At 44.0% G+C, this 22,309-nt stretch carries 24 protein-coding genes; 10 read left to right on the top strand and 14 right to left on the bottom strand.

Annotation, left to right across the window (positions count from 1 at the left end):
• Nucleotides 1-269: 269 nt before the first annotated feature.
• Both HF322_RS01980 and HF322_RS01975 read left to right on the top strand, forming a co-directional pair.
• The gene (locus HF322_RS01980; RefSeq protein WP_169391700.1) at nucleotides 270-1,895 is read left to right on the top strand and encodes a DEAD/DEAH box helicase; all 1,626 of its coding nucleotides are present in this window, start codon (nucleotides 270-272) and stop codon (nucleotides 1,893-1,895) included.
• Nucleotides 1,896-2,026: 131 nt separating this feature from the next.
• A complete protein-coding gene (locus HF322_RS01975; protein ID WP_169391699.1) occupies nucleotides 2,027-3,295 on the top strand; it encodes a DUF819 domain-containing protein in 1,269 nt (422 codons plus the stop codon).
• A gap of 35 nt (nucleotides 3,296-3,330) precedes the next feature.
• Here HF322_RS01975 and HF322_RS01970 read toward each other — a convergent pair whose 3' ends face one another.
• Entirely contained in the window at nucleotides 3,331-3,972 is a 642-nt protein-coding gene (locus HF322_RS01970; protein ID WP_223193126.1) for a hypothetical protein, read from the bottom strand.
• A gap of 288 nt (nucleotides 3,973-4,260) precedes the next feature.
• Here HF322_RS01970 and HF322_RS01965 point away from each other — a divergent pair, with 288 nt between their 5' ends.
• The 3 genes from HF322_RS01965 (at nucleotide 4,261) to HF322_RS11605 (ending at nucleotide 5,867) form a co-directional block, all read left to right on the top strand.
• Nucleotides 4,261-4,716, top strand: a complete 456-nt coding sequence (locus HF322_RS01965; protein ID WP_169391698.1) for a hypothetical protein — start codon at nucleotides 4,261-4,263, stop codon at nucleotides 4,714-4,716.
• A gap of 555 nt (nucleotides 4,717-5,271) precedes the next feature.
• Nucleotides 5,272-5,658: a hypothetical protein gene (locus HF322_RS01960; RefSeq protein ID WP_169391697.1), complete on the top strand. Its 387-nt coding sequence runs from the start codon at nucleotides 5,272-5,274 to the stop codon at nucleotides 5,656-5,658.
• Between the two features lie 86 nt (nucleotides 5,659-5,744).
• Nucleotides 5,745-5,867 carry a hypothetical protein gene (locus HF322_RS11605; protein ID WP_258192772.1) on the top strand — a complete coding sequence of 41 codons (123 nt, stop codon included), beginning with the start codon at nucleotides 5,745-5,747 and terminating at the stop codon, nucleotides 5,865-5,867.
• Here the strand turns inward: HF322_RS11605 and HF322_RS11555 are convergent.
• The 3 genes from HF322_RS11555 to HF322_RS01945 all read right to left on the bottom strand — a co-directional run bounded on the left by HF322_RS11555 (nucleotide 5,857) and on the right by HF322_RS01945 (nucleotide 8,542).
• Nucleotides 5,857-6,102 carry a hypothetical protein gene (locus HF322_RS11555; protein WP_188211205.1) on the bottom strand — a complete coding sequence of 82 codons (246 nt, stop codon included), beginning with the start codon at nucleotides 6,100-6,102 and terminating at the stop codon, nucleotides 5,857-5,859. The genes HF322_RS11605 and HF322_RS11555 overlap by 11 nt on opposite strands.
• Nucleotides 6,103-6,388: 286 nt before the next feature.
• Nucleotides 6,389-7,795, bottom strand: a complete 1,407-nt coding sequence (locus HF322_RS01950; protein ID WP_169391696.1) for an NCS1 family transporter — start codon at nucleotides 7,793-7,795, stop codon at nucleotides 6,389-6,391.
• Nucleotides 7,796-7,846: 51 nt separating this feature from the next.
• Nucleotides 7,847-8,542 (bottom strand): aspartate/glutamate racemase family protein, encoded by a 696-nt coding sequence (locus tag HF322_RS01945; protein ID WP_223193125.1) that lies wholly within the window; start codon nucleotides 8,540-8,542, stop codon nucleotides 7,847-7,849.
• Nucleotides 8,543-8,745: 203 nt separating this feature from the next.
• On the opposite strand from HF322_RS01945, the gene HF322_RS01940 reads away from it, so the two are divergent.
• Nucleotides 8,746-9,396 carry a GntR family transcriptional regulator gene (locus HF322_RS01940; RefSeq protein WP_223193124.1) on the top strand — a complete coding sequence of 217 codons (651 nt, stop codon included), beginning with the start codon at nucleotides 8,746-8,748 and terminating at the stop codon, nucleotides 9,394-9,396.
• A gap of 78 nt (nucleotides 9,397-9,474) precedes the next feature.
• Here HF322_RS01940 and HF322_RS01935 read toward each other — a convergent pair whose 3' ends face one another.
• Nucleotides 9,475-10,269: a siderophore-interacting protein gene (locus HF322_RS01935; RefSeq protein WP_169391695.1), complete on the bottom strand. Its 795-nt coding sequence runs from the start codon at nucleotides 10,267-10,269 to the stop codon at nucleotides 9,475-9,477.
• A gap of 47 nt (nucleotides 10,270-10,316) precedes the next feature.
• Nucleotides 10,317-10,757, bottom strand: a complete 441-nt coding sequence (locus HF322_RS01930; RefSeq protein WP_219848141.1) for a MarR family winged helix-turn-helix transcriptional regulator — start codon at nucleotides 10,755-10,757, stop codon at nucleotides 10,317-10,319.
• A gap of 733 nt (nucleotides 10,758-11,490) precedes the next feature.
• On the opposite strand from HF322_RS01930, the gene HF322_RS01925 reads away from it, so the two are divergent.
• From HF322_RS01925 to HF322_RS01915, 3 genes are read left to right on the top strand one after another with little or no spacing between them, the layout of a single operon-like run.
• Entirely contained in the window at nucleotides 11,491-13,251 is a 1,761-nt protein-coding gene (locus HF322_RS01925) for a TrkH family potassium uptake protein (protein ID WP_169391694.1), read from the top strand.
• 40 nt (nucleotides 13,252-13,291) lie between these two features.
• A complete protein-coding gene (locus HF322_RS01920) occupies nucleotides 13,292-13,993 on the top strand; it encodes a TrkA family potassium uptake protein (protein WP_169391693.1) in 702 nt (233 codons plus the stop codon).
• Nucleotides 13,994-14,021: 28 nt separating this feature from the next.
• Nucleotides 14,022-14,561 (top strand): DUF3124 domain-containing protein, encoded by a 540-nt coding sequence (locus HF322_RS01915; protein WP_223193123.1) that lies wholly within the window; start codon nucleotides 14,022-14,024, stop codon nucleotides 14,559-14,561.
• Between the two features lie 45 nt (nucleotides 14,562-14,606).
• On the opposite strand, the gene HF322_RS01910 is transcribed toward HF322_RS01915, so the two are convergent.
• The 3 genes from HF322_RS01910 to HF322_RS01900 form a co-directional block, all read right to left on the bottom strand.
• Nucleotides 14,607-15,101, bottom strand: coding sequence for a hypothetical protein (locus tag HF322_RS01910; RefSeq protein ID WP_169391692.1), 495 nt, complete (start codon nucleotides 15,099-15,101; stop codon nucleotides 14,607-14,609).
• 102 nt (nucleotides 15,102-15,203) lie between these two features.
• On the bottom strand, nucleotides 15,204-15,647 hold the full coding sequence (locus HF322_RS01905; protein WP_169391691.1) for a BLUF domain-containing protein: 444 nt from the start codon (nucleotides 15,645-15,647) through the stop codon (nucleotides 15,204-15,206).
• Between the two features lie 22 nt (nucleotides 15,648-15,669).
• Nucleotides 15,670-16,170, bottom strand: coding sequence for a BLUF domain-containing protein (locus HF322_RS01900; protein WP_169391690.1), 501 nt, complete (start codon nucleotides 16,168-16,170; stop codon nucleotides 15,670-15,672).
• Between the two features lie 395 nt (nucleotides 16,171-16,565).
• On the opposite strand from HF322_RS01900, the gene HF322_RS01895 reads away from it, so the two are divergent.
• Nucleotides 16,566-16,979, top strand: a complete 414-nt coding sequence (locus HF322_RS01895; RefSeq protein WP_169391689.1) for a hypothetical protein — start codon at nucleotides 16,566-16,568, stop codon at nucleotides 16,977-16,979.
• 112 nt (nucleotides 16,980-17,091) lie between these two features.
• Here HF322_RS01895 and HF322_RS01890 read toward each other — a convergent pair whose 3' ends face one another.
• The 5 genes from HF322_RS01890 to HF322_RS01870 form a co-directional block, all read right to left on the bottom strand.
• On the bottom strand, nucleotides 17,092-17,814 hold the full coding sequence (locus tag HF322_RS01890) for a sulfate/molybdate ABC transporter ATP-binding protein (RefSeq protein WP_169391688.1): 723 nt from the start codon (nucleotides 17,812-17,814) through the stop codon (nucleotides 17,092-17,094).
• Between the two features lie 38 nt (nucleotides 17,815-17,852).
• Nucleotides 17,853-18,818, bottom strand: a complete 966-nt coding sequence (gene cysW, locus HF322_RS01885) for a sulfate ABC transporter permease subunit CysW (protein ID WP_169391687.1) — start codon at nucleotides 18,816-18,818, stop codon at nucleotides 17,853-17,855.
• On the bottom strand, nucleotides 18,818-19,693 hold the full coding sequence (cysT, locus tag HF322_RS01880; RefSeq protein ID WP_169391686.1) for a sulfate ABC transporter permease subunit CysT: 876 nt from the start codon (nucleotides 19,691-19,693) through the stop codon (nucleotides 18,818-18,820). The genes cysW and cysT overlap by 1 nt, the downstream gene beginning before the upstream one ends.
• A 111-nt stretch (nucleotides 19,694-19,804) precedes the next feature.
• Complete coding sequence (locus HF322_RS01875) at nucleotides 19,805-20,923, bottom strand: sulfate ABC transporter substrate-binding protein (RefSeq protein WP_169391685.1); 1,119 nt, start codon at nucleotides 20,921-20,923, stop codon at nucleotides 19,805-19,807.
• Nucleotides 20,924-21,091: 168 nt separating this feature from the next.
• On the bottom strand, nucleotides 21,092-22,183 hold the full coding sequence (locus HF322_RS01870) for a sulfate ABC transporter substrate-binding protein (protein WP_169391684.1): 1,092 nt from the start codon (nucleotides 22,181-22,183) through the stop codon (nucleotides 21,092-21,094).
• Nucleotides 22,184-22,309: the final 126 nt, after the last annotated feature.

The raw sequence follows: 22,309 nt of genomic DNA, 5'->3' as shown, positions 1-22,309 counted from the left end.
ATCAATCGCTTAAGTTAAGCGTTTGACTCATAGCTTATCTTGCTAAATTAGCATAATTGATTGGCTTTTTGCTGAAACCTGCTTTGGATTAAGTGAGGATATTGGCAGCGCAAATCATGGATAAGAGCTCGGCATACCACCAAAATACGACAGCGCGATGATCAGCCTAAAACCTAAACAGGGTTAAAGGCTGTGGTGAGGTTCGGTTATCAGTGGTAAGCAGCTGGCGGCAATCGCCTAACACTTTACCTGTGATCTTAAGGAACTTCATGACTGACATGACCGATACCCTCAATCAAAACCAAGAACCATTCAAAACTACCTTTGCTGATTTAAACATTGCCAAGCCTATTCTTACCGCCCTTGAGCGCGTAGGCTATCAAAACCCAACCCCCATTCAAGAACAAGCCATTCCGTTTGCGCTAGCCGGTCGCGACTTACTTTTGTCTGCCCAAACCGGTAGCGGAAAGACCGCGGCGTTTGTGATCCCAACGCTTGATAAATTGAGCCGATCAACCACTTTTAATAAAGTTACCAAAGCGCTAATTTTGACGCCAACGCGCGAGCTTGCTCAGCAGGTTCATGACAGCGTTCGCACGTATTCAAAAGACATGCGCGGGCTATTTTGTGTGCCCTTGGTGGGCGGCGCGCCTTATAATGGTCAGATCACCGCCCTTCGTAAAGGCGTTCAGGTGATTGTCGCAACCCCAGGGCGACTTCTTGACCATATCAAAGCCGGTCGCGTGGATTTGTCAGGGCTTGAAATTCTTGTGCTTGATGAAGCTGACCGAATGCTTGACATGGGTTTTGCTGATGACATTAACGATATTTTAAAAGCGGCACCAGATGCGCGTCAAACCATTATGTGTTCTGCCACTTGGGATGGTCCGGTTGGCAAAATTGCGGCAAGCTTTACCAAAAATCCTGAGCGCGTTTCGATCAAAGTTGAATCGGCACACATTGATGAGTCGGTATATTACTGTGATGACTTTGACCACAAAAACAAAATCTTGGATAAAGTGATCTGCCAGCCTGATATCGACCAAGTCATTATTTTTGCGGCAACCAAACGCAGCACCGAAAAGCTTGCTCAGTCGCTGATTGACGATGGTCATAAAGCCAACTTTTTACATGGCGATTTGCCGCAAGGTAAGCGTAACCGCATCGTTAAAGACGTTCGCAGTGGCAAATGTAAAGTTTTGGTAGCAACCGACGTTGCCGCTCGCGGTCTTGATATTCCGGCGCTGTCACACGTGATCAACTATGATTTGCCGCGTCAAACTGAAGATTACGTTCACCGTATTGGTCGCTGTGGTCGAGCAGGTCGTACTGGCGTTGCAGTCAACCTTTGTAGCCTTGATGACCGCCCACAATTGATTGCCATCAACCGTTATCTTGATCGCAAAATGGAAGAGTCCGTCATTGAAGGCATGGAGCCGAAAAAGACGTACATTCCAAACGACAACAAAGGTCGCGGTAAAAACCGCGGTCGTGGTCGCGCCAATGGCGGCGGCTTTGGTCAAAATCGAAGCCGATCAAACCAAGGTCGTCGTTTTGAAGGCAAATCTGAGGGCAATCAAGACCGTCAAGATCGCAGCCAAAACCGCCGCGAGCGCTTTGGTGACAATGATGGCGCCAACAGACCTTTTGATGGCGCAAAAAAACCAAATCGTTTTGGCAAAAAGCCTTATCAAGGCGGTCAAGGCAAGTCTGAGGGCGGCTTTGGACGCTCTGATAAACCACGCGGTGAGCGCGCCGCAAGTCATCGTGACCGCGCTGATCGCCCAAATCGCGGAAGCAGCGACAACCGCCGTGACGGCTCGGGTGCACCAAACCGTCAAAGCCGCCGCGCGCCAAAACCTGCAGGAATGTACCGCAGTAAAAGCACCTCTTAATTCATGCTTATGAATTAGCACTTAAAAGCTCGTGCTGATCACAAGCCAAATCCGATTTCGGGTTTGGCTTTTTTGTTGCAGGCAGGTTTTGCCTTGATTATACTGGCGGTTTTTAGCTGTTTGAGAGCCTTATGAGCGCCGATTCCACCTTTGCTAATGCCAGCTTGTTAATAACGAACATTGAAAGCTTGCCCGCCGCGTTTGGCATTATCATGGCAATTATTGGTTTGGTGTTTTATACCCAAGGGCTAAACGGGGCATTTTGGCGCAAGTTTTATGCGGTGATGCCAGGGATCGTGCTTTGCTGCTTTATTCCCGCCACCCTTAACAGTTTAGGCGTTTTTGCTGATGGTGTTGGCGCGCAAATTTATGGCTTTACCGCAACTTATTTGCTTCCGGCAAGCTTGCTTTTGATGACCTTATCAATGGACGTTCCCAAGATTTTAGGATTAGGCTGGCGCGCCATTGCCATGTTTTTAGCGGCAACGGTTGCCATTATTATCAGTGGTCCTATAAGTTTGGGGCTTGCCAAATGGGTTGCTCCTGAGATGTTTGTGGATGACACACTTTGGCGCGGCTTTTCGGCGGTGGCGGGGAGCTGGATTGGCGGCGCTGCCAACCAAGCCGCGATGAAGGAGCTGTTTGGCGTTGGTGATGATTTATTTGGCATGATGATTTTGGTTGATACCACCAACGCCTCATGGTGGCTGCTGCTAATTTTAATCCTTGCCAAACATCACCAAAAAATCGATCGCTGGCTGCGAGCCGATACCAGCAGCATTGATAAAGTTATCCGCGCCGTTGAGCGTTACGAGCAGGATCATGCTAGAGCTGCCACCTTAAATGATATGATGGTGATGTTTGGGCTTTGCTTTGCGATGGTGGGACTGGCGCATTTTTTAGGCGAGCGTATTGCCGCATTTTTTGAGCCGTATCGCTGGGCGGTTCAATACAGCCTTGCCAGTAGCTTTTTTTGGATGGTGGTCATCATCACTTTGCTGGGCGTTGGCTTTTCCTTTACCAAAATTCGCCGTCTTGACCACGTTGGCGCCTCCAAAATTGGCACTGCTTTTATTTTTATCTTAATTGCTGCCATAGGAATGCAGATTAATTTATCTGGCATCGTTTCGCAGTGGCGATTGCTGCTCATCGGTTTTGTTTGGATGAGCATTCATATTGTTATCGTTTTTATAGTTGCAAAGCTGATCCGCGCGCCGTTTTTCTTTTTATGCGTCGGCTCCAACGCCAATACTGGCGGCGCCTCGTCAGCGCCCATTGTCGCCACCGCCTTTCATCCGTCGCTTGCACCTGTTGGCGTATTTTTAGGGATTTTGGGCTATGCGCTTGGCACGGTTGGCGGTTATATCAGCACGCAATTGATGCGGCTGGTTGTCGGTTAAAAGCTGAGCAAAAAGAGCAGGGCATAGCTACTGTTTTAAACCGTCCACTGATCGTTGACGATCGCGACCAAATAGCGCCGACCTTGATACGTTTCAAAGACTAGTCGCATGGCTCGCCAGTCAATACCATCATACTTTTGGGTTCCTGAAAAATAAAACTCAACGACATCGGCATTAGGATAAACTTTTTTTATATTATTAATGCTGTTGCCACTGGCTTTAAATTCATTCACAGAAATGGTTGCGTGATTAAAAATTTTGGCATTTACCCAATCGTTTAGATATTTCGGCAAGGGAATAATCAGCGGATCACCAACGCCATCAAGCGCTCCCCAAGTAAAGCGAATTTTTGATTCTTTTAAATACTGCGCAAATTGGGCGCGGCTAAAGACCTTATCCGATTTTGGTTGAACATAGCCATACATCGAAAAGCGAACGCCGCGAGTGGGGTGAATGTCATTGATAATATTAGCAAATTGACCGCGAGCCAGCGACGTTTGGATTTGCTTTGCTTGATTGATCAAGCTTTGCTGATTTTTACTACTTGCAGAAATTTTAGGGGCGCTTGCAGGCTTTGCAGCATAAGCCAATTCTGACTGACAGCCCGTCATCAAAATAGCGCTACTGATAAGTGTCATCAAGACAGAGCGCCGAGTTTTTTTAGTCGTTTTGATCATAACTAACCCTTATTATTGACAGGATTAGGCTTTATCATAGCCAAAGTTATATTAAGCCATTGTAACGTTTTTAAATTTAATAAGGGCTAAATTTACCTATACAAATATTAACTATTTGCCAAAACTGCGCTAAATAAAGGCTTAGCAGCGATTTTTTAATAAAAAATTTTAATCTTTCAAGTACTTATAATTAAACCGGATATCAACGATCGCACAACAAATCAAGGTGTAAATTATGCTGTAATAATTTTACACAATTGGAAGTTTATTATCGCGATTGGAAATATCATGCAATATCAAAACCTTATCCGTCTTTTTCTTGCCGCCATTTTTGTTATGAATTTGCCAACTATGGCTGCCGCCAGTAATCCTCAAGATACTGCTAAAGCTGCCTTAATTAAAACCATGTATGAGCAAGACATAAAAAATGAAGGCAGAGCCGCGCCAATCTTAGCTAAATTTGCTAACCCAAAATTAACGGCGGCATTAAAGCTTGAGCAAGATTATTTTGATAAAAACCAAGAAGTTTGTGGTGCTGATATTGATGTGATTTGGGACTCGCAAGATCCTGACTATGTGATGCCAAAACTCAGTGCGGAAAATGGTAAAGTTAAAGCACATTTAAATCAAGGCAGCGATGTTTATTTTGATGTTGATTGCAGCGGCAATACTTGCAAAATCTCAGATGTGACTTTGGATGGCGTTGGGTCTTTAAAAGCGCATCTGATTAAAAACTGTAAGTAAGCTTTAAGTGGCAAAATCGCCACTTTTCTTATGTTTTAGTTACTTCGTATAATGTATATTATGTTAAACTAGAGCTACCTGACATTAACTTCATAATAGCATAGCTGAATATTAAATCATTAGTTAGACTCAATTATTAGCTAGGCTGACTTAGAATCTCAAAAAGTTAATCTGTTCAATGAACTTGTTCTGCTCGTCATTCCTAATCACTACCTAATTTACCTAATAGCCAAATCATTCATCAATCAATTGTTGTTAGCTTGGACGACTTTTTCATAGATGCGAATTTGCTTGAACTAAGCTAGTACAGAGGTGTTCGCTCCTAAGTGACAATCAACTCAAAGTAAAAGCAATGATTCTTCTGGGTGCCTATTACTCTATTGATGAGAACGTATACAAGCTCAAGCATAGGACTATTCACGTAACCATGTTTGATGACGTTGTAATGGATCTAAATTTGTTGAGTTACGTTGTCGCTAACCCACCCTACGCTTGCTACAATTAATGGTAAATCCACTAGACTATTTGAATTTGAACAATAGTAAGAAGCACTTAATGATAAAAGATGAAAATCACGCTTATATCGTCCTTGCTGAATGTATATCTATCTATGCTAGCGATGATGAATGGATTAAAGCAAATATGAGCATAGAAATATACTCAAGGATGATTAGGTGTTTTGAAAGCTTGATTCAAAAAGAAGGTATTATAGATGAGTATAGGGATATACCTATAGATTTATCAAAGCTTCGAATGGAAGCCGTATTTTACCTAAGAGATCATTTTTTAAAACTGACAGGTAATCGAATATGGGGATTAACGTTCACTCTGTATCCTGATGGTAAATTTGAAATAAAATACGATTACGATAAACCTGAAGGTTATGAAGAAACTGATGAAGTTATTACTGGAGACGAGATTAATCAGACTTTTTTAAAATAAGTTAAATTCTGGGTCGTAACAAGCATAGTCTGGGTTTTTAGCTCAGCAACCTAATTGCGGGAATGGGCGCTGACAGCGATAACGTGATGAGTGACCCCAATCGCAGCAACACCATCATCCGAGCCAAGCAAATCAACATCGACAGCGCTCTTGATGTCACTACCAACCAAAGCGAAAGCAAATCTAAACAAAGCGGTCTTAGCGTCTAATTGGATCATTATTGTTAGGTGATAATGCTAAAGGCGCTCCGGAACGCCAGCGCCCCCACATTTTAGCGCCCAGCAGTTCGGCTTCTTCATCGCTTGAGCTATTATCTTTTAAAAATTTATTAAAAGCGGCAACGTGACTTCGATATGCTCTTAATACCATAAATGAGCCATTTTTACCCAAAATATCCGGCTGCGGCATGGGCGGTATCGTTCCGGCTTCGCCTTGATACCCCAATACAAACTCGCCTGCCGCAATGGCGCCATCAGTATTGCTCGGCGGCGTCTGAATACCACTACCTTTGATCTCTGGGTTACTGATACCATCGCGATAGCCAAAGACGTTTTTGGCATTGTTATCGGAGCCAAAAAGGTTTTTTCAGCTATTTAATAAGTACCCTACCCGTCATTATCTGGGCTGATAAATTAAAACCGATAGTCGTTAAAATGGTTGGCGATAACGCCATAAAAAAAGCAGAAATCACCTGATTTTCTGCTCTTTTTTTACCGCTGCTTTTATAAATCTATATTGCTTCTTCAAAAATCGTACCTTTTTTGAATTTAGAGCCTTTAAATAGGGTTTTTGAGATGATGGGATAGGCAACCCCAGCCACGATCAATCCGATCAGCCAAGCCAAATCGACAAACACGAAAGCTGCTGCGGTTCCGATTCCCAGTGCCAATAGCGCGGCATAGTTCACGCCATCAAAATTACCGTCTTTTTTGTATAATTCACTGATATCAATACGCTGTTTTCTCATGATGTAAAATTCAACAAGAAGAATTGCAATTAAAGGTCCAAGAAAAGCGGAGTAAACGTGGACAAACGTATCGAGCCCTTTTGCATTATCGTCTTGAACCAACAGCCATGGAAATGATCCCATTGCAAGCAGTCCGGTAATGGTCACTGACGCTTTGTAGTTCAATTTGGTAAACAGCTGAATCACATAAGCTGGCGTAACGATATTGGCGACCATGTTGGTGGCGACTGCACCAAATACAATAAATACAGAGATAAATAACTGCATATAGACATTATCGAATAATGCAGGTAGCCCTAGCGCGGGATTGGTATATCCTGTCGCGCTTGCAAGCATAGCGCCCACCACGATGACCGAGCCATAAGAGACGATAATCGGCAAGAAGTAAAAAAGCCCTCTTTTTTTATCCGAATAGCCTTCTTTCAATTCACGTGAATAATCTGCTGCACTTAAAAATATAGCCGCGTAGTTGCCAAGAAATACCATAATATAGGCAAAAAACGGCAGTCCCCAAGTACCTTTAGCATTAATCCAAGAGGTTGAAATTGCGGCACTGTGGTCTTTTACCAGAATAAAAAAAACGGTAACAACAATACCCATCAGCACCACGGATGCCACCGATTCGACTACTTTAATGCTATGAAAGCCTTTCATTGAAAGCAGTATTTGTGCCACTAACAATAGGATAAAGCTGATAAACACATTATCAATCGCGCCACTTGATAAGATTTTAACGACTTCATTTAGTGCCGTACCGCCGATCCAACTTTGAACCCCATACCAGATTACCGCAGGAACAGCTCGAAGTAGTGAGGAAAGTAGCGTTCCTTTTTTACCAAATGACGCTCGCAAGTGAGCCACATAGGGAATGCCGTATTTATAGCCGGCTCTGTCATTTAACGTAAAAAAGGCAGAAACAATGGCGATGGCAATTAAGGCGGCGGTAAGGGTCTGCCAAATATTTAAGATTGCCATTCCTGCAACGACAATACTGGCGCCAAGCGTCATATTTCCCATGTTGACACCGTCGCCAACCCAAAGCGACATGTAACCAAGCGCGCCTAACGTTCGATCTTCTGCGCCATTGGGTTTTAGACTCTCATCACTTGTAGTTTCGGCATCTATCATTTTGACGTCAGCGCTCGCTGGGATACCTTTGGTAAGATCCATGACACTCTCCTTCCTTGGAATAATTTTTAATAAGTTATCAGTGAATTGGTATTAAATCGGCACGGCATAAGCGCCAATTTTACTTGTTTTTAGCCCGCAGCCTACCAAAGCCTCAACCATGCGCGTGGCGACCGTGACGCCGTCAATGACAGGAACGCCCGTTTCTGCTGTCAGCCAATCCGTTAGGTCTGCCATGCCAGCACAGCCCAAAACAACAGCTTCACAGTGATCTTCATGAACCGCCCGCAAAATCTCGTCACGGACTTTTTCACGAGCGCCAGAGCTAGGATCTTCAAGCGCAAGTACGGGAATTGCCGCAGAACGAACACGGCGACAGCGATGGGACAACCCATAACCATGAATCAGCTCTTCGATGACCGGAACAGATCGCGGTAACGTGGTCACCACGCTAAAGGACGTCGAAATCATGCTGGCTGCTTTAACCGCCGCCTCGCAAATCCCAAGAACAGGTCCTGAAAAAACTTCACGGCAAGCCCCAAGTCCCGGATCATCAAAACAAGCCACCACCACGCCATCAATATCTTCAGCTTCTGCTTGCTTTAAGCGGGCAAGTAGCCCTGGAACGGACATCGCCTCATCATGATGACCTTGAATAGACGCCGGAGCATTGACCCCCGAAGCGCCAATAATATTGGTGCCAGCGCTCTTTTTTTTGCGGGCACTTTCGACAATCTTTTCGGTCATTGAGATCGTCGAGTTAGGATTTATCACTAAGATATTCATCATTTATCACCCTTGAGTTTGTTTATAATAAACTTCCTGTTAACAAAGATTGTTAACTAAAATTGTTAACAATGCAATAGATATTTTTATTATTTGTTGTGAAGCGTGCCTCAGAACACTATAATCGCCATTATTAACCTAATGAATAAAGTAGACCGATTAACGTGAAAAAAGTAGTTTCTGAAACTGAGGGAATACCAGAACAGTTGATTATCGATTCAATTGTATCGGCGGTGTCAGAACAGCGATTGCCTGCAGGAACCAAGCTTGGCGAGCAAATGCTCAGTGAGATTTTCCATTGCAATCGCGCCAATGTCAGACGAGCATTATCTACGCTTGCCACCATGCATGTTGTCCAATTGCGACCGAATAAAGGCGCCTTTATTTCAACGCCCTCGCCCAAAGAAGCAAATGATGTGTTTGAAGCTCGCCGAACGATTGAAAAAATCCTTGCAGCAAATGTCATTAAAAATGTGGACTCAAAAGACATCGCGGATTTGCGAGAAACCATAACGGCTGAAGCTCAGGCTCGATCACAAGGGGATAAACCGGCTGAGTTACGTTTATCACGAAAATTTCATATGGATTTGGCGGTAATCGCGGACAATCAGGTATTAGAGAAGTTTTTGAGTGAGCTGACCCTGCGAACAACGTTAATCATTGGCTTATACAACAAGTCTGGCTCATCAGACTGTGCTGAAGATGAGCATTCTCGTATTGTTCAAGCCATTGAAGATCGAGATGAAGATCAGCTGATTCACCTTATTGACAGTCATTTAAGTCATCTAGAAGCCAGTCTTGACTTTGAGCGCTCGGTTGAGCCCTTTGCTACTTTAGCTGAGCATTTAAAATCTTGATTGGCTTTTAAAAGCTAATTGATTCGCCATAACAAAAAAGCCATCTTTTTACAGATGGCTTTTTTACGACTATCACAGTTATTCGTCCGCGTCTTTTTCTGCCCGCCGATCACTGGCGGACTGATCTTCAGCGGCGCCTGATTTCCAATAAGAAAAGGCGTAAATCTCATTTTTTGACCAGTTAAGCTCAGCTCTTAGATAGTGACGAATGGCTTTGACTGATGAAAACTCACTGGCGATATAAGCAAATCGGCGCTGATCGGCGTTTGGTAGAGTAAGCGATTTAATGACAGTGGCTAATTGACTGCCTTGCATCGGATGAGGATTGTGAAGCCAAGTCATATTCACGTCCGCTTGGGTTGACAGATGCTGCTCATCTTCTTTGCCATGAACTTCGATGATACATTGAGCTTTAGCCGTACTTGGTAGGCTTTCAAGGATTGCGCCAAGGACAGGAATCGCTGTGGCATCCCCCACCAACAACAGGTGATCGGCTTTAGGATACAAGGCGCTGCTTTTAGGTCTCATCATAACCCCAAGCTCATCACCCACTTGGGCATGAGTCGCCCACCCTGAGGCGGGTGCGTCATCACCATGAGCCACAAAATCAATCCAAAGTTGCTGATTTTCGACATCAACGCCACGGTGGGTATATGTCCTTATCACAAAACTTGACGGATCGTTGAGATTAAGCGGTTTGCGCTTATCAATCGGAATGGCGATTTTATTGTTAACGCCGACGGTCATCGTTGCAATATTAGCCATGGTATCGCGCTGACCTGTAAGATAAATACGAAGGTAATGCGGCGTCACCATTTGCTTAGCTGTAACGGTCATTACCTCTCTGACGGGTTGCTGGGTGGGATCATTCATAGGATTCTGCCATTGTGTATTGTGGTTTTATTTAGCGCTTTAACTTTTTAACCAAGATCACGGTCGTTTTTGACATTAGTTATCATAAGACGACTAACTTGAAGAAACTGCTCAAGATCCGCTTGACTGATATGTTTTGTGAGCTCTTTTTTAGCCCAATCTTCTACCGACTCAAGCTTGGCGATCACCGCTTTACCTTGAGTAGTCAGCTCTAATAGCTGGCTGCGACCATCTTTAGGATTGTCTTTTTTTACAATTAAATCAGCAGCTAACAAATCATTTAAGGCGCGGGTAATCTGAGCTTTATCACGCCGCATAAACGCTGAGATAGATTTTGCCGTGCTGTTAGGATCATAAAAAACCCCTTTTAACGTTCTGATCTGGATCACTGACAGCGCTATTTTTTGCTGTTTAATCCCTTCATGCAGCAGATCGGTATAGGTGTGCATCAGTTTATGCAAGGTTTCGTTTAATGAGTGTTGAGCCATTTGAAATTCATCATCTGATATAGTTGATATAAGCAACTATATTTATTGTTGTTGATAATGTCAACTATTTAATAATTCTAGCGAAATGCAAGAATGTTTTTATCAATCAAACTATTCTAAATATCATCACTTACGCTAATGTTCTCTATCAAGTTTTTTTATGGCAATAAATAAATATCTGCTATCAAATCGCCCTAGTTAGGATTATGATACTCTCGATTTCAGAGCATAATTTATCTTCAAAATAGCAAAGTGATATCCCCTTTTTACTTTTACTCTCATATCAATACGCTTACTAAACGCCGTTAACCGCTCATATCGATTACGAGATTAGCATCCTATTGATTTTGAATGAATTCGTGCGCAAGATATGACCAATTATCCGTATCATTTTCTGAAAAAAAGCCTCTATCATCCACGTTTGAGCGCAAAGGCTAGCAGTTGCCTAGCCTCAGTTGCTTATCAAGTTTCCAATGTTGCTATCCCATTGTTTCCCAATCAAAACCCAAGCAAGATAAAAACAGATCGCCAAGCGGGTTTTATTGAGGCAAACGACTCAGCGTAATTTACCACTCTTCCTAATCTTACTGCCAAGCGGTCATTTGTTGTGGTGATGACTGACCACCAACGGCGCTTGTCGTGACCTGATTTTTTTCTTAGTGCTTACTGACCGCTTGATTAATAACAATAAAGCGGCTAAGCACTCTTGTCTTTTTTTTGATGGAATTTGGCTATGCAGCTTGCTTTACCGTATCGGTTGCTCAATAAGGTGATTGTGGTGATGAGCTTGATTGGGGTTGGTGTTGCCCTGGTCGACACCGGCTTTACGCTTGCCCCTTGGCTTCAGCATATTTTTCATATTTTTTATTTACTGATTGTGTTATTTGGCTTTTTTGCGCTGATTGGGCGTTATATTGGCAAAAAATCACCACTGGCGATCAGTAAAGTTGCCATTTTTGATTTGCTGACCAGCGGCGCTATTTTTATTTTATTGATGGCGCATTTTTTTGAGCTTGCCCGCTTTGGGCTTGCCATCCCCATTGATCATTTTATTGCCATTAAAATTGCGGTGTTTGTCACCTTTATCCGCGAAATATCGGACAATAATTTTAATTTAAATCGCGCTTTTTTAAATCCGGGTCAGTTTTTTATTTTAAGCTTTTTGTTTGTGGTGCTGATCGGGTCTTTACTACTGATGATGCCGCACGCAACCACCAAGCCCATCTCTTATATCGATGCGCTGTTTACGGCGACCAGTGCGGTTTGTGTGACCGGTCTTGTGGTGGTAGATACGGCAACGCGGTTCACAACCTTTGGTCAGCTGATCATCATTGGACTGATCCAAATTGGTGGCTTGGGGATTTTAACCTTTGTGACTTATTTTAGTTACTTTTTTAAAGGTGGCGTCAGTTATGAGACGAGGCTGAGCATGACTGAGATGAGTTTTTCGCCGCGAGTGGGCGATATGATCACCACCCTTAAGTCCATTTTGTATGTGACCTTTGGGATTGAGGCGCTGGCTGCGGTATTGATTTATTTGAGCATTTACAATTTGCCGGGGATGAGTGTTCCTGAGCGCCTATTTTTTTCGGTATTTCATGCGATCTCTGCGTTTTGTAACGCAGGATTTTCAACATTCAGCGCCAATCTTTATGATGACTCGCTGCGATTTAACTATCCTTTGCAGCTGATTATCAGTATGACGTTTTTGTTTGGGGGTTTGGGATTTATCATTGTGGTCAATTTGCTGCGCTATTTGCGTCATCGGGCTCAAAGGCTTTTATTTCAAAATGACCCAAGATTTGGCAATCAGCCGTGGTTACTGAGCATCAATAGCCGAATTACCTTGATTACCTCAAGCGCGTTATTGTTGATAGGGCTAGTTGGGGTAATGATCTTTGAGTACCATGGGATTTTAGCGGAGCATCGAAGCTTTTTTGGTAAGCTTGTCACCGCGCTATTTGCTGCGGCGACGCCGAGAACGGCAGGATTTAACATTGCTGATATGGATATGCTGGCGTTACCAACGATTATGCTGACGATTTTTTTGATGTGGGTTGGCGCGTCACCAAACTCTACCGGTGGCGGGATAAAAACCAGCACCCTTGCCATTGCCCTATTAAATACCTTAAGTCTTGCCCGCGGTCAGACCAAGGTTGAATTGTTTCAACGCGAAATTGCCGACATCTCTATTCGCCGCGCCTTTGCCATTATGTGGCTGTCGCTGCTTGTGATTGCCATTGGCGTCAGCTTGATCAGCTATAACCAGCCTGAGCTTGAATTGATCAAAGTCATTTTTGAGTGTTTTTCAGCTTACAGTACGGTGGGACTAAGCTTAAATTTGACCCCCGAGCTTTCCACTTTTAATAAGCTTGTGATCGCGGTGATCATGTTCGTCGGTCGCGTGGGAATGCTGACGATTTTTGTGGCGCTTCTTAAAAACCGCTTTCAAAGAAACTACCACTATCCTACCGAAGAGATTACGATTAATTAATCCCCAAACTTTAATCATGCTATAAATGATAAGGAAAATCATGAAATACATTATTGTAGGACTAGGCAGTTTTGGATCGTCACTGGCATCCGCGCTGACCAGTCAAGGTCACGAGGTCATTGCCATCGACCGAAATATGCAAAAAGTTGAGGCTTATAAAGAAGTCATCACGCATACGATTTGCATGGATGCCACCGATGACTATACGGTCAACGGCTTGCCCATTCGCGACACTGACATCATCGTGGTAGCCATTGGCGAAGATCAAGGGGCAAACATCATGGCAACGGCACTGTTTAAAACCTTAAATGCCAAGCGCTTAATCAGCCGAAGTATCAATCCATTACATGAAAAAGTGCTTCAAGCGATTGGTATTGATGCCATTTTTCATCCTGAACAAGAATCTGCGATGCGCTGGGCAAAACGGCTTTCCACCCGCTATTTTGTGGACTCTTTTGAATTGACAGACAACTTTAGCATCGTTGAGATTGGCATTCCCACCCCGCTCATTGGTAAAACGATCGCCACCTTACAGCTTGAAAATAAATTTAATATTAAGCTGTTAAGCACCATGCGCTATGAGTATTATGAAGACAGCTTTGGTCGCAAACTGAGCAAACCCATTATTCAAGGTCTGGCAACCCCTGAGCAAATATTGCAAGAAAACGATGTTTTGGTGGTTTATGGCGCCAACAAACATATCCATACTTTTTTACGCAGTGTTGGGGTCAAAGTCCACTAATCGCTTGGGGAACCTTATGAAATGTCGCATGATGATGCTTTGTCTTACCAGCCTTGTCTTTTTAGGCGGCTGTGATAAGTCCAAACAAGACCCCAATGTCATGTTTTCAGAACAGCATCAAGACCCGATTCAAGCGCTTGAAAAACGCTCTAAAAAAGTCGATCACAGCCGTTTTCGATACAAACAAACCTTTTATGTGCCGATTTACTCCGATATTTATACCGATAGAGACAACCTTCAGGTGTTGCTGTCGGCAACGCTGAGCGTTCGCAATACCACGTTTAAAAACTCGTTATATATCAATAAAATCGATTACTACAGCACCAATGGCAAGCTGGTAAAGTCCTATTTAACCGCCCCAATTGAGCTTCCAGCGATGGCAACGCTCAATTATATTGTTGAAAAAGAAGAGGATAAAGGCGGCTCAGGGGCAAAATTTATTATTGAAGTTGAAGGCGTGAACAGCTCTGTTAAACCCGTCATTGAAGCGGTGATGATTGGCAATTTTAGCAATAAAGCCTTTGCATTTAGCACCCAAGGTACGCCCATTTTGGATGAATCGCATTGATCGAACAAAGGCTGAAAGCATAACTTGAAGCCTTTTTTTATTAAATCAAACGCCGCCTGAGCACGTAATGCTTTTTTGCTTGGCATCAAAAACTAAATCCGTATAACCGCCTTCCTCAACGGAATAGCCCGTTTTATCATTTTTGGTGACGGTAGCATAAGGCGCAACGTTTTTATCAAAAACGGGCAGCTTAAACTTTTGTCTGAGCGCCAAAAACTTGCTGTCTTTAAAATACAGCCGCAAATGATACCACTCGTAACCTTGCAGATATTCAACCTTGCTTAGCGGCTGACCAAAGGCGCTGGCATTTTTTAAATAATAGGTGGTGATGACCTCCTCGCCTTCAATCTTTGGGTTGCCTTTGATTTTTTTGCTGCTAATTGAGGCTTTATAGCGGCTTGGCAAATCTTTTGTAGGATTAATAAAATCACAGCCTGCCAGCATGGGCTTTAAATATGGTGTCCAGTCGGTTGCCGCGCTTGCACTCATTGAAACCGCGATCAATAAAGCGCTGCTAACTACGATGATTGATTTTTTCATTATTTGCCCGCCATTATTGTGGTTATTTTTAGCATTATCATGGAAAAGCTTCTTAAAATCGACAAATTTTTATCAAAATCAAGAATATTTCTTTTTTCAGAGCTAGGCGCTAACTTTTTGAGATTGGCTTAATTCCACCATCAGCTGGCGTGTTGATTCTGCGCTTAATAAATAAGGATTAAACGCGGCGGTTGTTGAGTATTTTAAATAAATGGCGGCGCAAGCTTGGGTGCCGGTGGCGTAATTCATTGACCACTGACCCCACTCGCGGCAGCTGATTTCGCGGTGGTCTAACACTTGAATGTCATGGTGGCGCGTGTCTGCTAAAATCAGATGAAGCAAGCGATTGACCGCCGTTCTTGAGCCTTCAATGGTTTGCAAAAAATAATCGTTATTAAAAATCAGCATGCCCGTGATTGCCTCATTGACATTGCTTTTTTGAGCGTGCTGCAACAGCTCATTGATCACTTTGGTGCTCATGGCATTGGCGCAGCTGACATAGGTCAAGCTCACCAAAATATGAGCGTCAGCGGTAGTTCTGTCCATTGATTTTCCCTCAATTGGTGAGTTAGGTTGCAACATAGCCTTGTTCTTGCTGCTCTTGGCGCTTGGATAGGGCATCAATCATCATTAAAAGCTGAGCTTTATTCATAAGATACGGATTAAAGCTGGTTCCTGCGGTTAATTTGAACACCTCATCCTTATTTTGCTCGCTTAAGGTTAGGTATTTCATCGACCATTTTTGCCAGCGCCGCTCAACCACTTCAATGCAATCGATAATTTGCAATGAAAAATGGCGCTTGTCGTTAACCAAAGCGCGCAGCAAGCGGTTGATCGCAGGTCTTGTGCCCTCAATACTTTGAATAAAAAAATCTTCATTAATGATCAAAACGCCCGTGATGGCGCGAGCTTTATTGTTATTTTGCGCCTGCTCTAAAATTCGCGCCAGCTCAATGGGCGGATTTTGCGGATTGTAGCGGCTGATATAGGTCAGCCTCATCATAATATGCGCGCCAGGCTCATGATCGCGCTGATTGATAGGAAATGGTACTGTCCGCGCATTTGCCATAATATATCCTTTGTTATTGTTGTTACTATGCCAAGTCCGACCAAAAAACCTTTAATCGCTTAACAGTGACCGACTTTGATCCAAATAGCAAATGACAATTGTAAATCAATTAAGCGTCAGCTGTGGTCGCTTTAAGGGCAAGCCGTCTTTTCTTGAGTTGTTTTTTGTACTATAGTTTGGAAATTAATAGTTCAAAATAACAGCTCTAGCAACGCCTTAGCAATTCCTTCATCAGGCGCAACGCCTCATTCTACTAAGAGATTAAGCCGATCTTGATATTAAGTACTTTTTATCAAACCGTTCTTAATTAAGCCAAAATCTTAGGACTTGGGCTTATTTTAGCTGACTAACGCTATGACTTATTACTTAAAAAGTTAATTTTATAAGGAAAAATAATGATCGAATCAACACTTAAATGTGACAACGACAAAGTGACCCGATTACCGCTATTTGCACGGGTTAATGAGCCCGATGCCAAGGTTTTAGAGGCGTTTAGGGAGCGTCAAGTGCTTTTTGATGAGTTGATTGCAAAATACAGTGCTAATGATGCGCTGTTTGTTGTCGCCATTAACGATGTGCTTTATCGTTACCGAGTTGGCGGGAGTGCGCCTTATAGCGAGTCGGACTTTCAGGCTAAAGACATTGCCGTGCAAATCATTGAGCAATCGCTGATGGAAGTCCAAGCAATTGAAACGCTTATCAAAGCTGTTTATACCTTTTGGTTTGATGAGAGTTTTGCTGAAAACGTGAGTATGGAAGCCTGCGAGGAGATTTTGGTGATTTATCAGACGTATTTGGCAGGAAAGTAACTATAAAAGTATCAGTAAAAGCGATTAACCGATTAAACCATCAAAAAAAGTTTAAGCAAAAAGCTCAAGATAACCACCTTGAGCCTTAATTTTAAAAATCTTAACTATTTACTTACGCAATATCCAAAAAGTCACTAACAAAGGCGCTTGCCGGATTGTGAATCAGCTCTTCTGAGGTGCCCACTTGCTCAACATGACCGTGATTCATGATGACAATCTCGTCGGAGACCGCGCGGGCTTCTTCTTGGTCGTGGGTGACCATGATGCTGGTAATGCCAATTTCATGGTGAATGTCTTTAAGCCACGTCCGAAGCTCTTTTCGAACCTTGGCATCAAGCGCGCCAAAGGGCTCATCAAGCAGCAACAGCTTTGGTTTAACCGCTAATGCCCGAGCTAAAGCAATTCGCTGACGTTGACCGCCCGACAGTTGATGCGGATAGGCGTTGGCAACGTGCGGTAATTGAACCAGCTCAAGCAATTCATTGACCCGCTTTTGAATATCCGCCTTACTTGGGCGCTCATTTTTTGGTAAAAGCGTTAAGCCAAACGCCACGTTATCGGCGATGTTTTTATGGCGAAACAGCGCGTAATGCTGAAACATAAAACCAATTCGGCGCTTTTGAACCGGCGTGTCAGTGACATCGGTGCCATCAAATAAAATGCGACCTGAGTCGGCAAATTCAAGCCCTGCAATGATGCGAAGCAAGGTGGTTTTACCGCAACCTGACGGCCCTAACAGCGTGGTCAGCTTTCCTGTTGGCACGCTGATATTAATGTTATCAAGGGCGGTAAAATCGCCAAAGCGCTTGTTAATGTTTTGAATTTCAATACTCATGACCGTCTCTTTTTATATTTTTTAATAGCGATTATCAATTACGCCGATTCATTCAGGGCTTTGGTATTTGCTGCAAGGTTTGCTGAGTTGTCATCAAGCTTACCATTGGCGCTAACGGGCAGTTTTGGTGCTGCCTGCAGGCGGGTAGCTTTGGCAAATTTTCGGGTTTGCAATTTGGTCATCACTTGCTGAACCAATAGCGTTAATAATGCCAATGCCGCCAAAATACTGGATAAGGCAAACGCGGCGGTAAAGTTATACTCATTATAAGCAATCTCAACGAGCAGCGGCATGGTGTTGGTCTCACCGCGAATATGTCCTGACACCACGCTTACCGCGCCAAATTCGCCCATTGCTCGGGCATTAGTCAAAATCAAGCCATAAAGCAGCGCCCATTTGATATTTGGGATGGTCACATGCCAAAAGGTTTGCCAGCCGTTTGCGCCCAAAGTGAGCGCGGCTTGCTCCTCGCTGTCGCCTTGCGATTGCATTAACGGAATCAGCTCGCGAGCAATAAAGGGAAAGGTCACAAATAGCGTTGCAAGCACAATCCCTGGAACCGCAAAAATCACCTGAATGCCGACACTTTCAAGCCAGCCGCCAACAAAAGAGTTGACGCCAAAGAGCAATACAAACATCAATCCTGCCACCACCGGCGACACCGAAAACGGCAAATCAAGTAAGGTGGTGACTAATTGCTTGCCCCGAAATTGATATCGGGTCACCAGCCAAGCAATGGCAAGTCCCATGATCATATTGATAGGCAATACAATCGCGGCGGTAATTAAGGTCAATTTAATGGCTTGCAGCGCTTCAGGCTCAACAAGCGCGGCTAAATACAGCTGCCAGCCGCCTTTAAACGCCTCATAAAATACTGCCATCAACGGAATGACCAGCATTGCCACCATAAATAGTACGGCAACACCGACAAATAAGCGCTTGACCCACGGCGCATCTTTGGTTGCTGCATTGCTTTGATAGTCGTAGCTGTTAGAGATTTGCATTAGCGTGCTCCTACTCGGCGAGACAGCTTCCACTGCACAATATTGATGGTTAATAAAATCACAAAGGAGATTAAGAGCATAAATAATGCCACCGCGGATGCCCCTTGAATGTCAAATTGCTCAAGTTTACTGATGATGATCAATGGCAGGATTTCTGATTGCATCGGGATGTTCCCTGCAATAAAAATGACCGAGCCATATTCGCCGGTGGCGCGAGCAAACATCATGCCAGCCCCCATCAACAACGCAGGAAGCAATTCGGGTAAAATCACTTTATTAAACGTCTTTAATCGGTTTGCGCCCAGTACCGCCGCGGCTTCTTCAAATTCAACGGACAATTCAGCCAATACCGGCTGAACGGCGCGAACGATAAATGGAAAACTGACCACCACGAGTGCAAGCCAAATTCCTAAAGGGGTAAACGCCACTTTAATGCCGATTTTGTCAAACCACTGACCGATTAAGCCGTTCGGCGCATAAAGAGTGGCAAGAGAAATGCCAGTGACCGCCGTTGGCAAGGCAAACGGCAAATCAACCAAGGCGTTGATTAAAGACTTGCCCCAAAACTCATAGCGAACCAATACCCAAGCAACCAGCGTTCCAAAGACCATGTTGGTGAGCATTGCCGCAAACGACATCCAAAGGCTCAATTTAATCGCAGCAAAAACTTGCGGCTGAGTGATGGTTTCAATAAACCCTGACCAGCCCATTTGCGCGGTGGTAAACGCCATCATGGCAAACGGCAGCACCACCAACAGCGATAAGCTTAATACCGTAATTCCCATGCTCAGCCCAAACCCTGGCAGCACATGGCGCTTATTGAGTCGTGAAAACCACGATCGTTTTTGGGCGGTAACAGTTGGGGCGGCTGGCATGATGATGTCCTATGAGGTTTCTTTTAAACAAGCTTTTTTAAATGAAATAAGGGCAGGATTGTCCCACCCTTTTTTATTTTTATCTTATTGCTCAGGTTAAGTTAGCGCGTTTTATTTGGGCGCATTAACCGCCAATTGATCAAAAACGCCATTGTCGCTGAACAGGTTGTCCATGATCTCATCCCAAGTGCCAAAAACGTCATTGGGCTGGAAAGTTGCAAGCGGTGGCAATTTATCACCGTTTTTATCAAGAACGGTTTTCACGCTGGGTCGCAAGTACAGATCGGCTGCCAATTGCTGGGCAGGCTCGCTCCATAAGTACTCCAAATACGCTTTTGCGGCCTCCGTCGTGCCTTTTTTGTCGGTTACGGTTTTGACAATGGCAACTGGACTTTCAGATTTGACGGTGTAGCTTGGGTAAACGATGTCCACTTTGCCCGCGCCAAACTGCTTAGCGGCTAAGTTTGCTTCGTTTTCAAAGGTAATCAAAACGTCCCCAATGCCGCGTTGAACAAAGGTGGTGGTTGCCGCACGACCGCCATTTTCATAAACTTTCACGTTTTTAAGCATCGATTTGACATAGTTTTTGGCTTGATTGTCGTCTTTGTTAAAGGCATGAAGCCCATAACCATAAGCCCCCAAAAACGCATAGCGACCGTTTCCGGTGACTTTTGGGTTTGCCATGACGATCTCAACGCCCGATTTGGTCAAATCCTGCCAATCTTTGATTTGTTTTGGGTTGTCTTTACGAACCAAAAACACGATGGCGCTGGTAAACGGCACAGCGTTATCTGGAAATTGCTGCTCCCAATCTTTGCTAACCAGTCCTTTTTCTTCTAACAATTCAATGTCTGAGCCTTGGTTCATGGTGGCAACGTCGGCTTGCAAACCATTGGCAACCGACAGCGCTTGTTTGCTTGAGCCGCCATGCGATTGCTTGATGCTGATATTGGCATCTGGATGGTCTTTTTTATAATGCTCAACAAACATGGGGTTGTAGTCTTTATAAAAATCGCGAGCCACGTCATAAGACACGTTTAACAGCTCAATGTCTTTTGCTTCGCTGACGGCAGCGTTGGTAGTCCCCTCACCGCCTGCGGTCGTTGTGTCGGCAGGCTTTTGGCAACCGGTCAATAAGGCACTAACAACCCCAATGGCAACGGTCAATTGAATGCCTTTTTTGGTTGACGGCTGCGAAAAAAAAGAAGAATACGGGGCGCTTGCGCTCATAACCACCTCAAAGTTAGTAATAATTAGGCGTCCTCACAATGCTTGGACATGGGGGTATGCTATCAGCGCAAGCTTATTATGTTTAATGACGAATATATTTATATTATTTCCAAATTGGAATATATAATAAACTCGCCTGATTTTCCTAAAATTTTCCCCTAATTTTGCTTATTGATTGCCATTTTTTTGTGCAAGTTTGTCAAAAAGCGCGCCATCCGCAAAATATTTTGCCATGATGCTGTCCCAATCGCCAAACACGGTGGTCGCTTCAAAGCTTTGGATGTTTTGCAAGGTGTTGGCATGAGCAGCAAGCACTTCTTTATTGCTGGGTCGTAAGTACATTTTTGCCATCAGTTCTTGAGCAGGCTTGTCCCAAAGCGCTTTGAGATAGTCAGTTGCCACTTGGGTTGAGCCTTTTTTATCGGTGACAGTTTTGACAATGGCAACAGGGTTATGAATAGTGATGGAATAATTGGGATAAACCAAATCAACCGCCCCTTTAGCGTGCTGAGTTGCCACCAAATGCGCCTCGTTTTCAGTGGTAATGAGCACATCGCCCAAGCCGCGCTGGGTAAAGCTGGTGGTTGCTGCCCGAGCGCCATTGTCATAGGTGACGACGTTGCTCAGTAGCTTTTTCATATAAGCATCGGTTTTTGCCGCATTGTCTTTGGTTTCGTTAAATTTATGCAGTCCTGCCCCATAAGCGCCCAAAAAGGCATAGCGCGCCGTGCCACTGGTTTTGGGGTTTGGCATGATGACTTTAACATCCGATCGCGCCAAGTCTTCCCAGCCTTTGATGTTTTTTGGGTTGTCTTTACGAACGAGCAAAATCATGGTCGTGGTATAAGGCACCGCATTGTCCGGAAAGGCTTGGCGCCAATTGGGATCGACCAAGCCTTTATCAACAAGCATGTTCATGTCGCTTTCTTGGTTTAAGGTCACCACATCCGCTTGTAAACCATTGGCAACGGCAAGCGCTTGTTTGCTGGCGCCGCCATGCGATTGTTTGATATTGACTGTCACTTCAGGATTTGATTTGGCATAGCTTTCGGTGAACAGCGGGTTGTAATCTTTATAAAAATCGCGCGAGACGTCATAAGAGACGTTCATCAAGTCGATATTTTTACTTTCTTTCGTTGCTGAGGCTTTTTTTGGGTCAGCTTGGGTGGGGCTACAAGCGCTTAAGGTCACGCCAATTAAAGCGGTGCCAATCACAGCGGTTTTATAAGATAACAAAGCGGAAATGGATTTTTGGCTCATAATGGTCTCAACAAGAAATAAAAAAGTAAAACTTTGTCTTTATTTGGAACTTGAGACTATGCTATCAGGAGAAGTTCAATTCAGTTAGTGACAAATTTGCTTATCAACCCATTAACTTGGCATAAG

This window comes from Psychrobacter sp. MF31 (assembly GCF_012847335.1).
Classification (GTDB): Bacteria; Pseudomonadota; Gammaproteobacteria; order Pseudomonadales; family Moraxellaceae; genus Psychrobacter.
Note: the sequence above shows the minus strand (reverse complement) of the source record. Positions and strands in the feature narration are given on the sequence as shown.

Excerpts from the sequence above, each read along its gene's own strand:
- HF322_RS01980 (WP_169391700.1), top strand. The coding sequence starts at position 270 with ATGACTGACATGACCGATACCCTCAATCAAAACCAAGAACCATTCAAA.
- HF322_RS01975 (WP_169391699.1), top strand. The coding sequence starts at position 2,027 with ATGAGCGCCGATTCCACCTTTGCTAATGCCAGCTTGTTAATAACGAAC.
- HF322_RS01970 (WP_223193126.1), bottom strand. The coding sequence starts at position 3,972 with ATGATCAAAACGACTAAAAAAACTCGGCGCTCTGTCTTGATGACACTT.
- HF322_RS01965 (WP_169391698.1), top strand. The coding sequence starts at position 4,261 with ATGCAATATCAAAACCTTATCCGTCTTTTTCTTGCCGCCATTTTTGTT.
- HF322_RS01960 (WP_169391697.1), top strand. The coding sequence starts at position 5,272 with ATGATAAAAGATGAAAATCACGCTTATATCGTCCTTGCTGAATGTATA.
- HF322_RS11605 (WP_258192772.1), top strand. The coding sequence starts at position 5,745 with ATGAGTGACCCCAATCGCAGCAACACCATCATCCGAGCCAAGCAAATC.
- HF322_RS01950 (WP_169391696.1), bottom strand. The coding sequence starts at position 7,795 with ATGGATCTTACCAAAGGTATCCCAGCGAGCGCTGACGTCAAAATGATA.
- HF322_RS01945 (WP_223193125.1), bottom strand. The coding sequence starts at position 8,542 with ATGATGAATATCTTAGTGATAAATCCTAACTCGACGATCTCAATGACC.
- HF322_RS01935 (WP_169391695.1), bottom strand. The coding sequence starts at position 10,269 with ATGAATGATCCCACCCAGCAACCCGTCAGAGAGGTAATGACCGTTACA.
- HF322_RS01930 (WP_219848141.1), bottom strand. The coding sequence starts at position 10,757 with ATGGCTCAACACTCATTAAACGAAACCTTGCATAAACTGATGCACACC.
- HF322_RS01925 (WP_169391694.1), top strand. The coding sequence starts at position 11,491 with ATGCAGCTTGCTTTACCGTATCGGTTGCTCAATAAGGTGATTGTGGTG.
- HF322_RS01920 (WP_169391693.1), top strand. The coding sequence starts at position 13,292 with ATGAAATACATTATTGTAGGACTAGGCAGTTTTGGATCGTCACTGGCA.
- HF322_RS01915 (WP_223193123.1), top strand. The coding sequence starts at position 14,022 with ATGATGATGCTTTGTCTTACCAGCCTTGTCTTTTTAGGCGGCTGTGAT.
- HF322_RS01910 (WP_169391692.1), bottom strand. The coding sequence starts at position 15,101 with ATGAAAAAATCAATCATCGTAGTTAGCAGCGCTTTATTGATCGCGGTT.
- HF322_RS01905 (WP_169391691.1), bottom strand. The coding sequence starts at position 15,647 with ATGGACAGAACTACCGCTGACGCTCATATTTTGGTGAGCTTGACCTAT.
- HF322_RS01900 (WP_169391690.1), bottom strand. The coding sequence starts at position 16,170 with ATGGCAAATGCGCGGACAGTACCATTTCCTATCAATCAGCGCGATCAT.
- HF322_RS01895 (WP_169391689.1), top strand. The coding sequence starts at position 16,566 with ATGATCGAATCAACACTTAAATGTGACAACGACAAAGTGACCCGATTA.
- HF322_RS01890 (WP_169391688.1), bottom strand. The coding sequence starts at position 17,814 with ATGAGTATTGAAATTCAAAACATTAACAAGCGCTTTGGCGATTTTACC.
- cysW (WP_169391687.1), bottom strand. The coding sequence starts at position 18,818 with ATGCAAATCTCTAACAGCTACGACTATCAAAGCAATGCAGCAACCAAA.
- cysT (WP_169391686.1), bottom strand. The coding sequence starts at position 19,693 with ATGCCAGCCGCCCCAACTGTTACCGCCCAAAAACGATCGTGGTTTTCA.
- HF322_RS01875 (WP_169391685.1), bottom strand. The coding sequence starts at position 20,923 with ATGAGCGCAAGCGCCCCGTATTCTTCTTTTTTTTCGCAGCCGTCAACC.
- HF322_RS01870 (WP_169391684.1), bottom strand. The coding sequence starts at position 22,183 with ATGAGCCAAAAATCCATTTCCGCTTTGTTATCTTATAAAACCGCTGTG.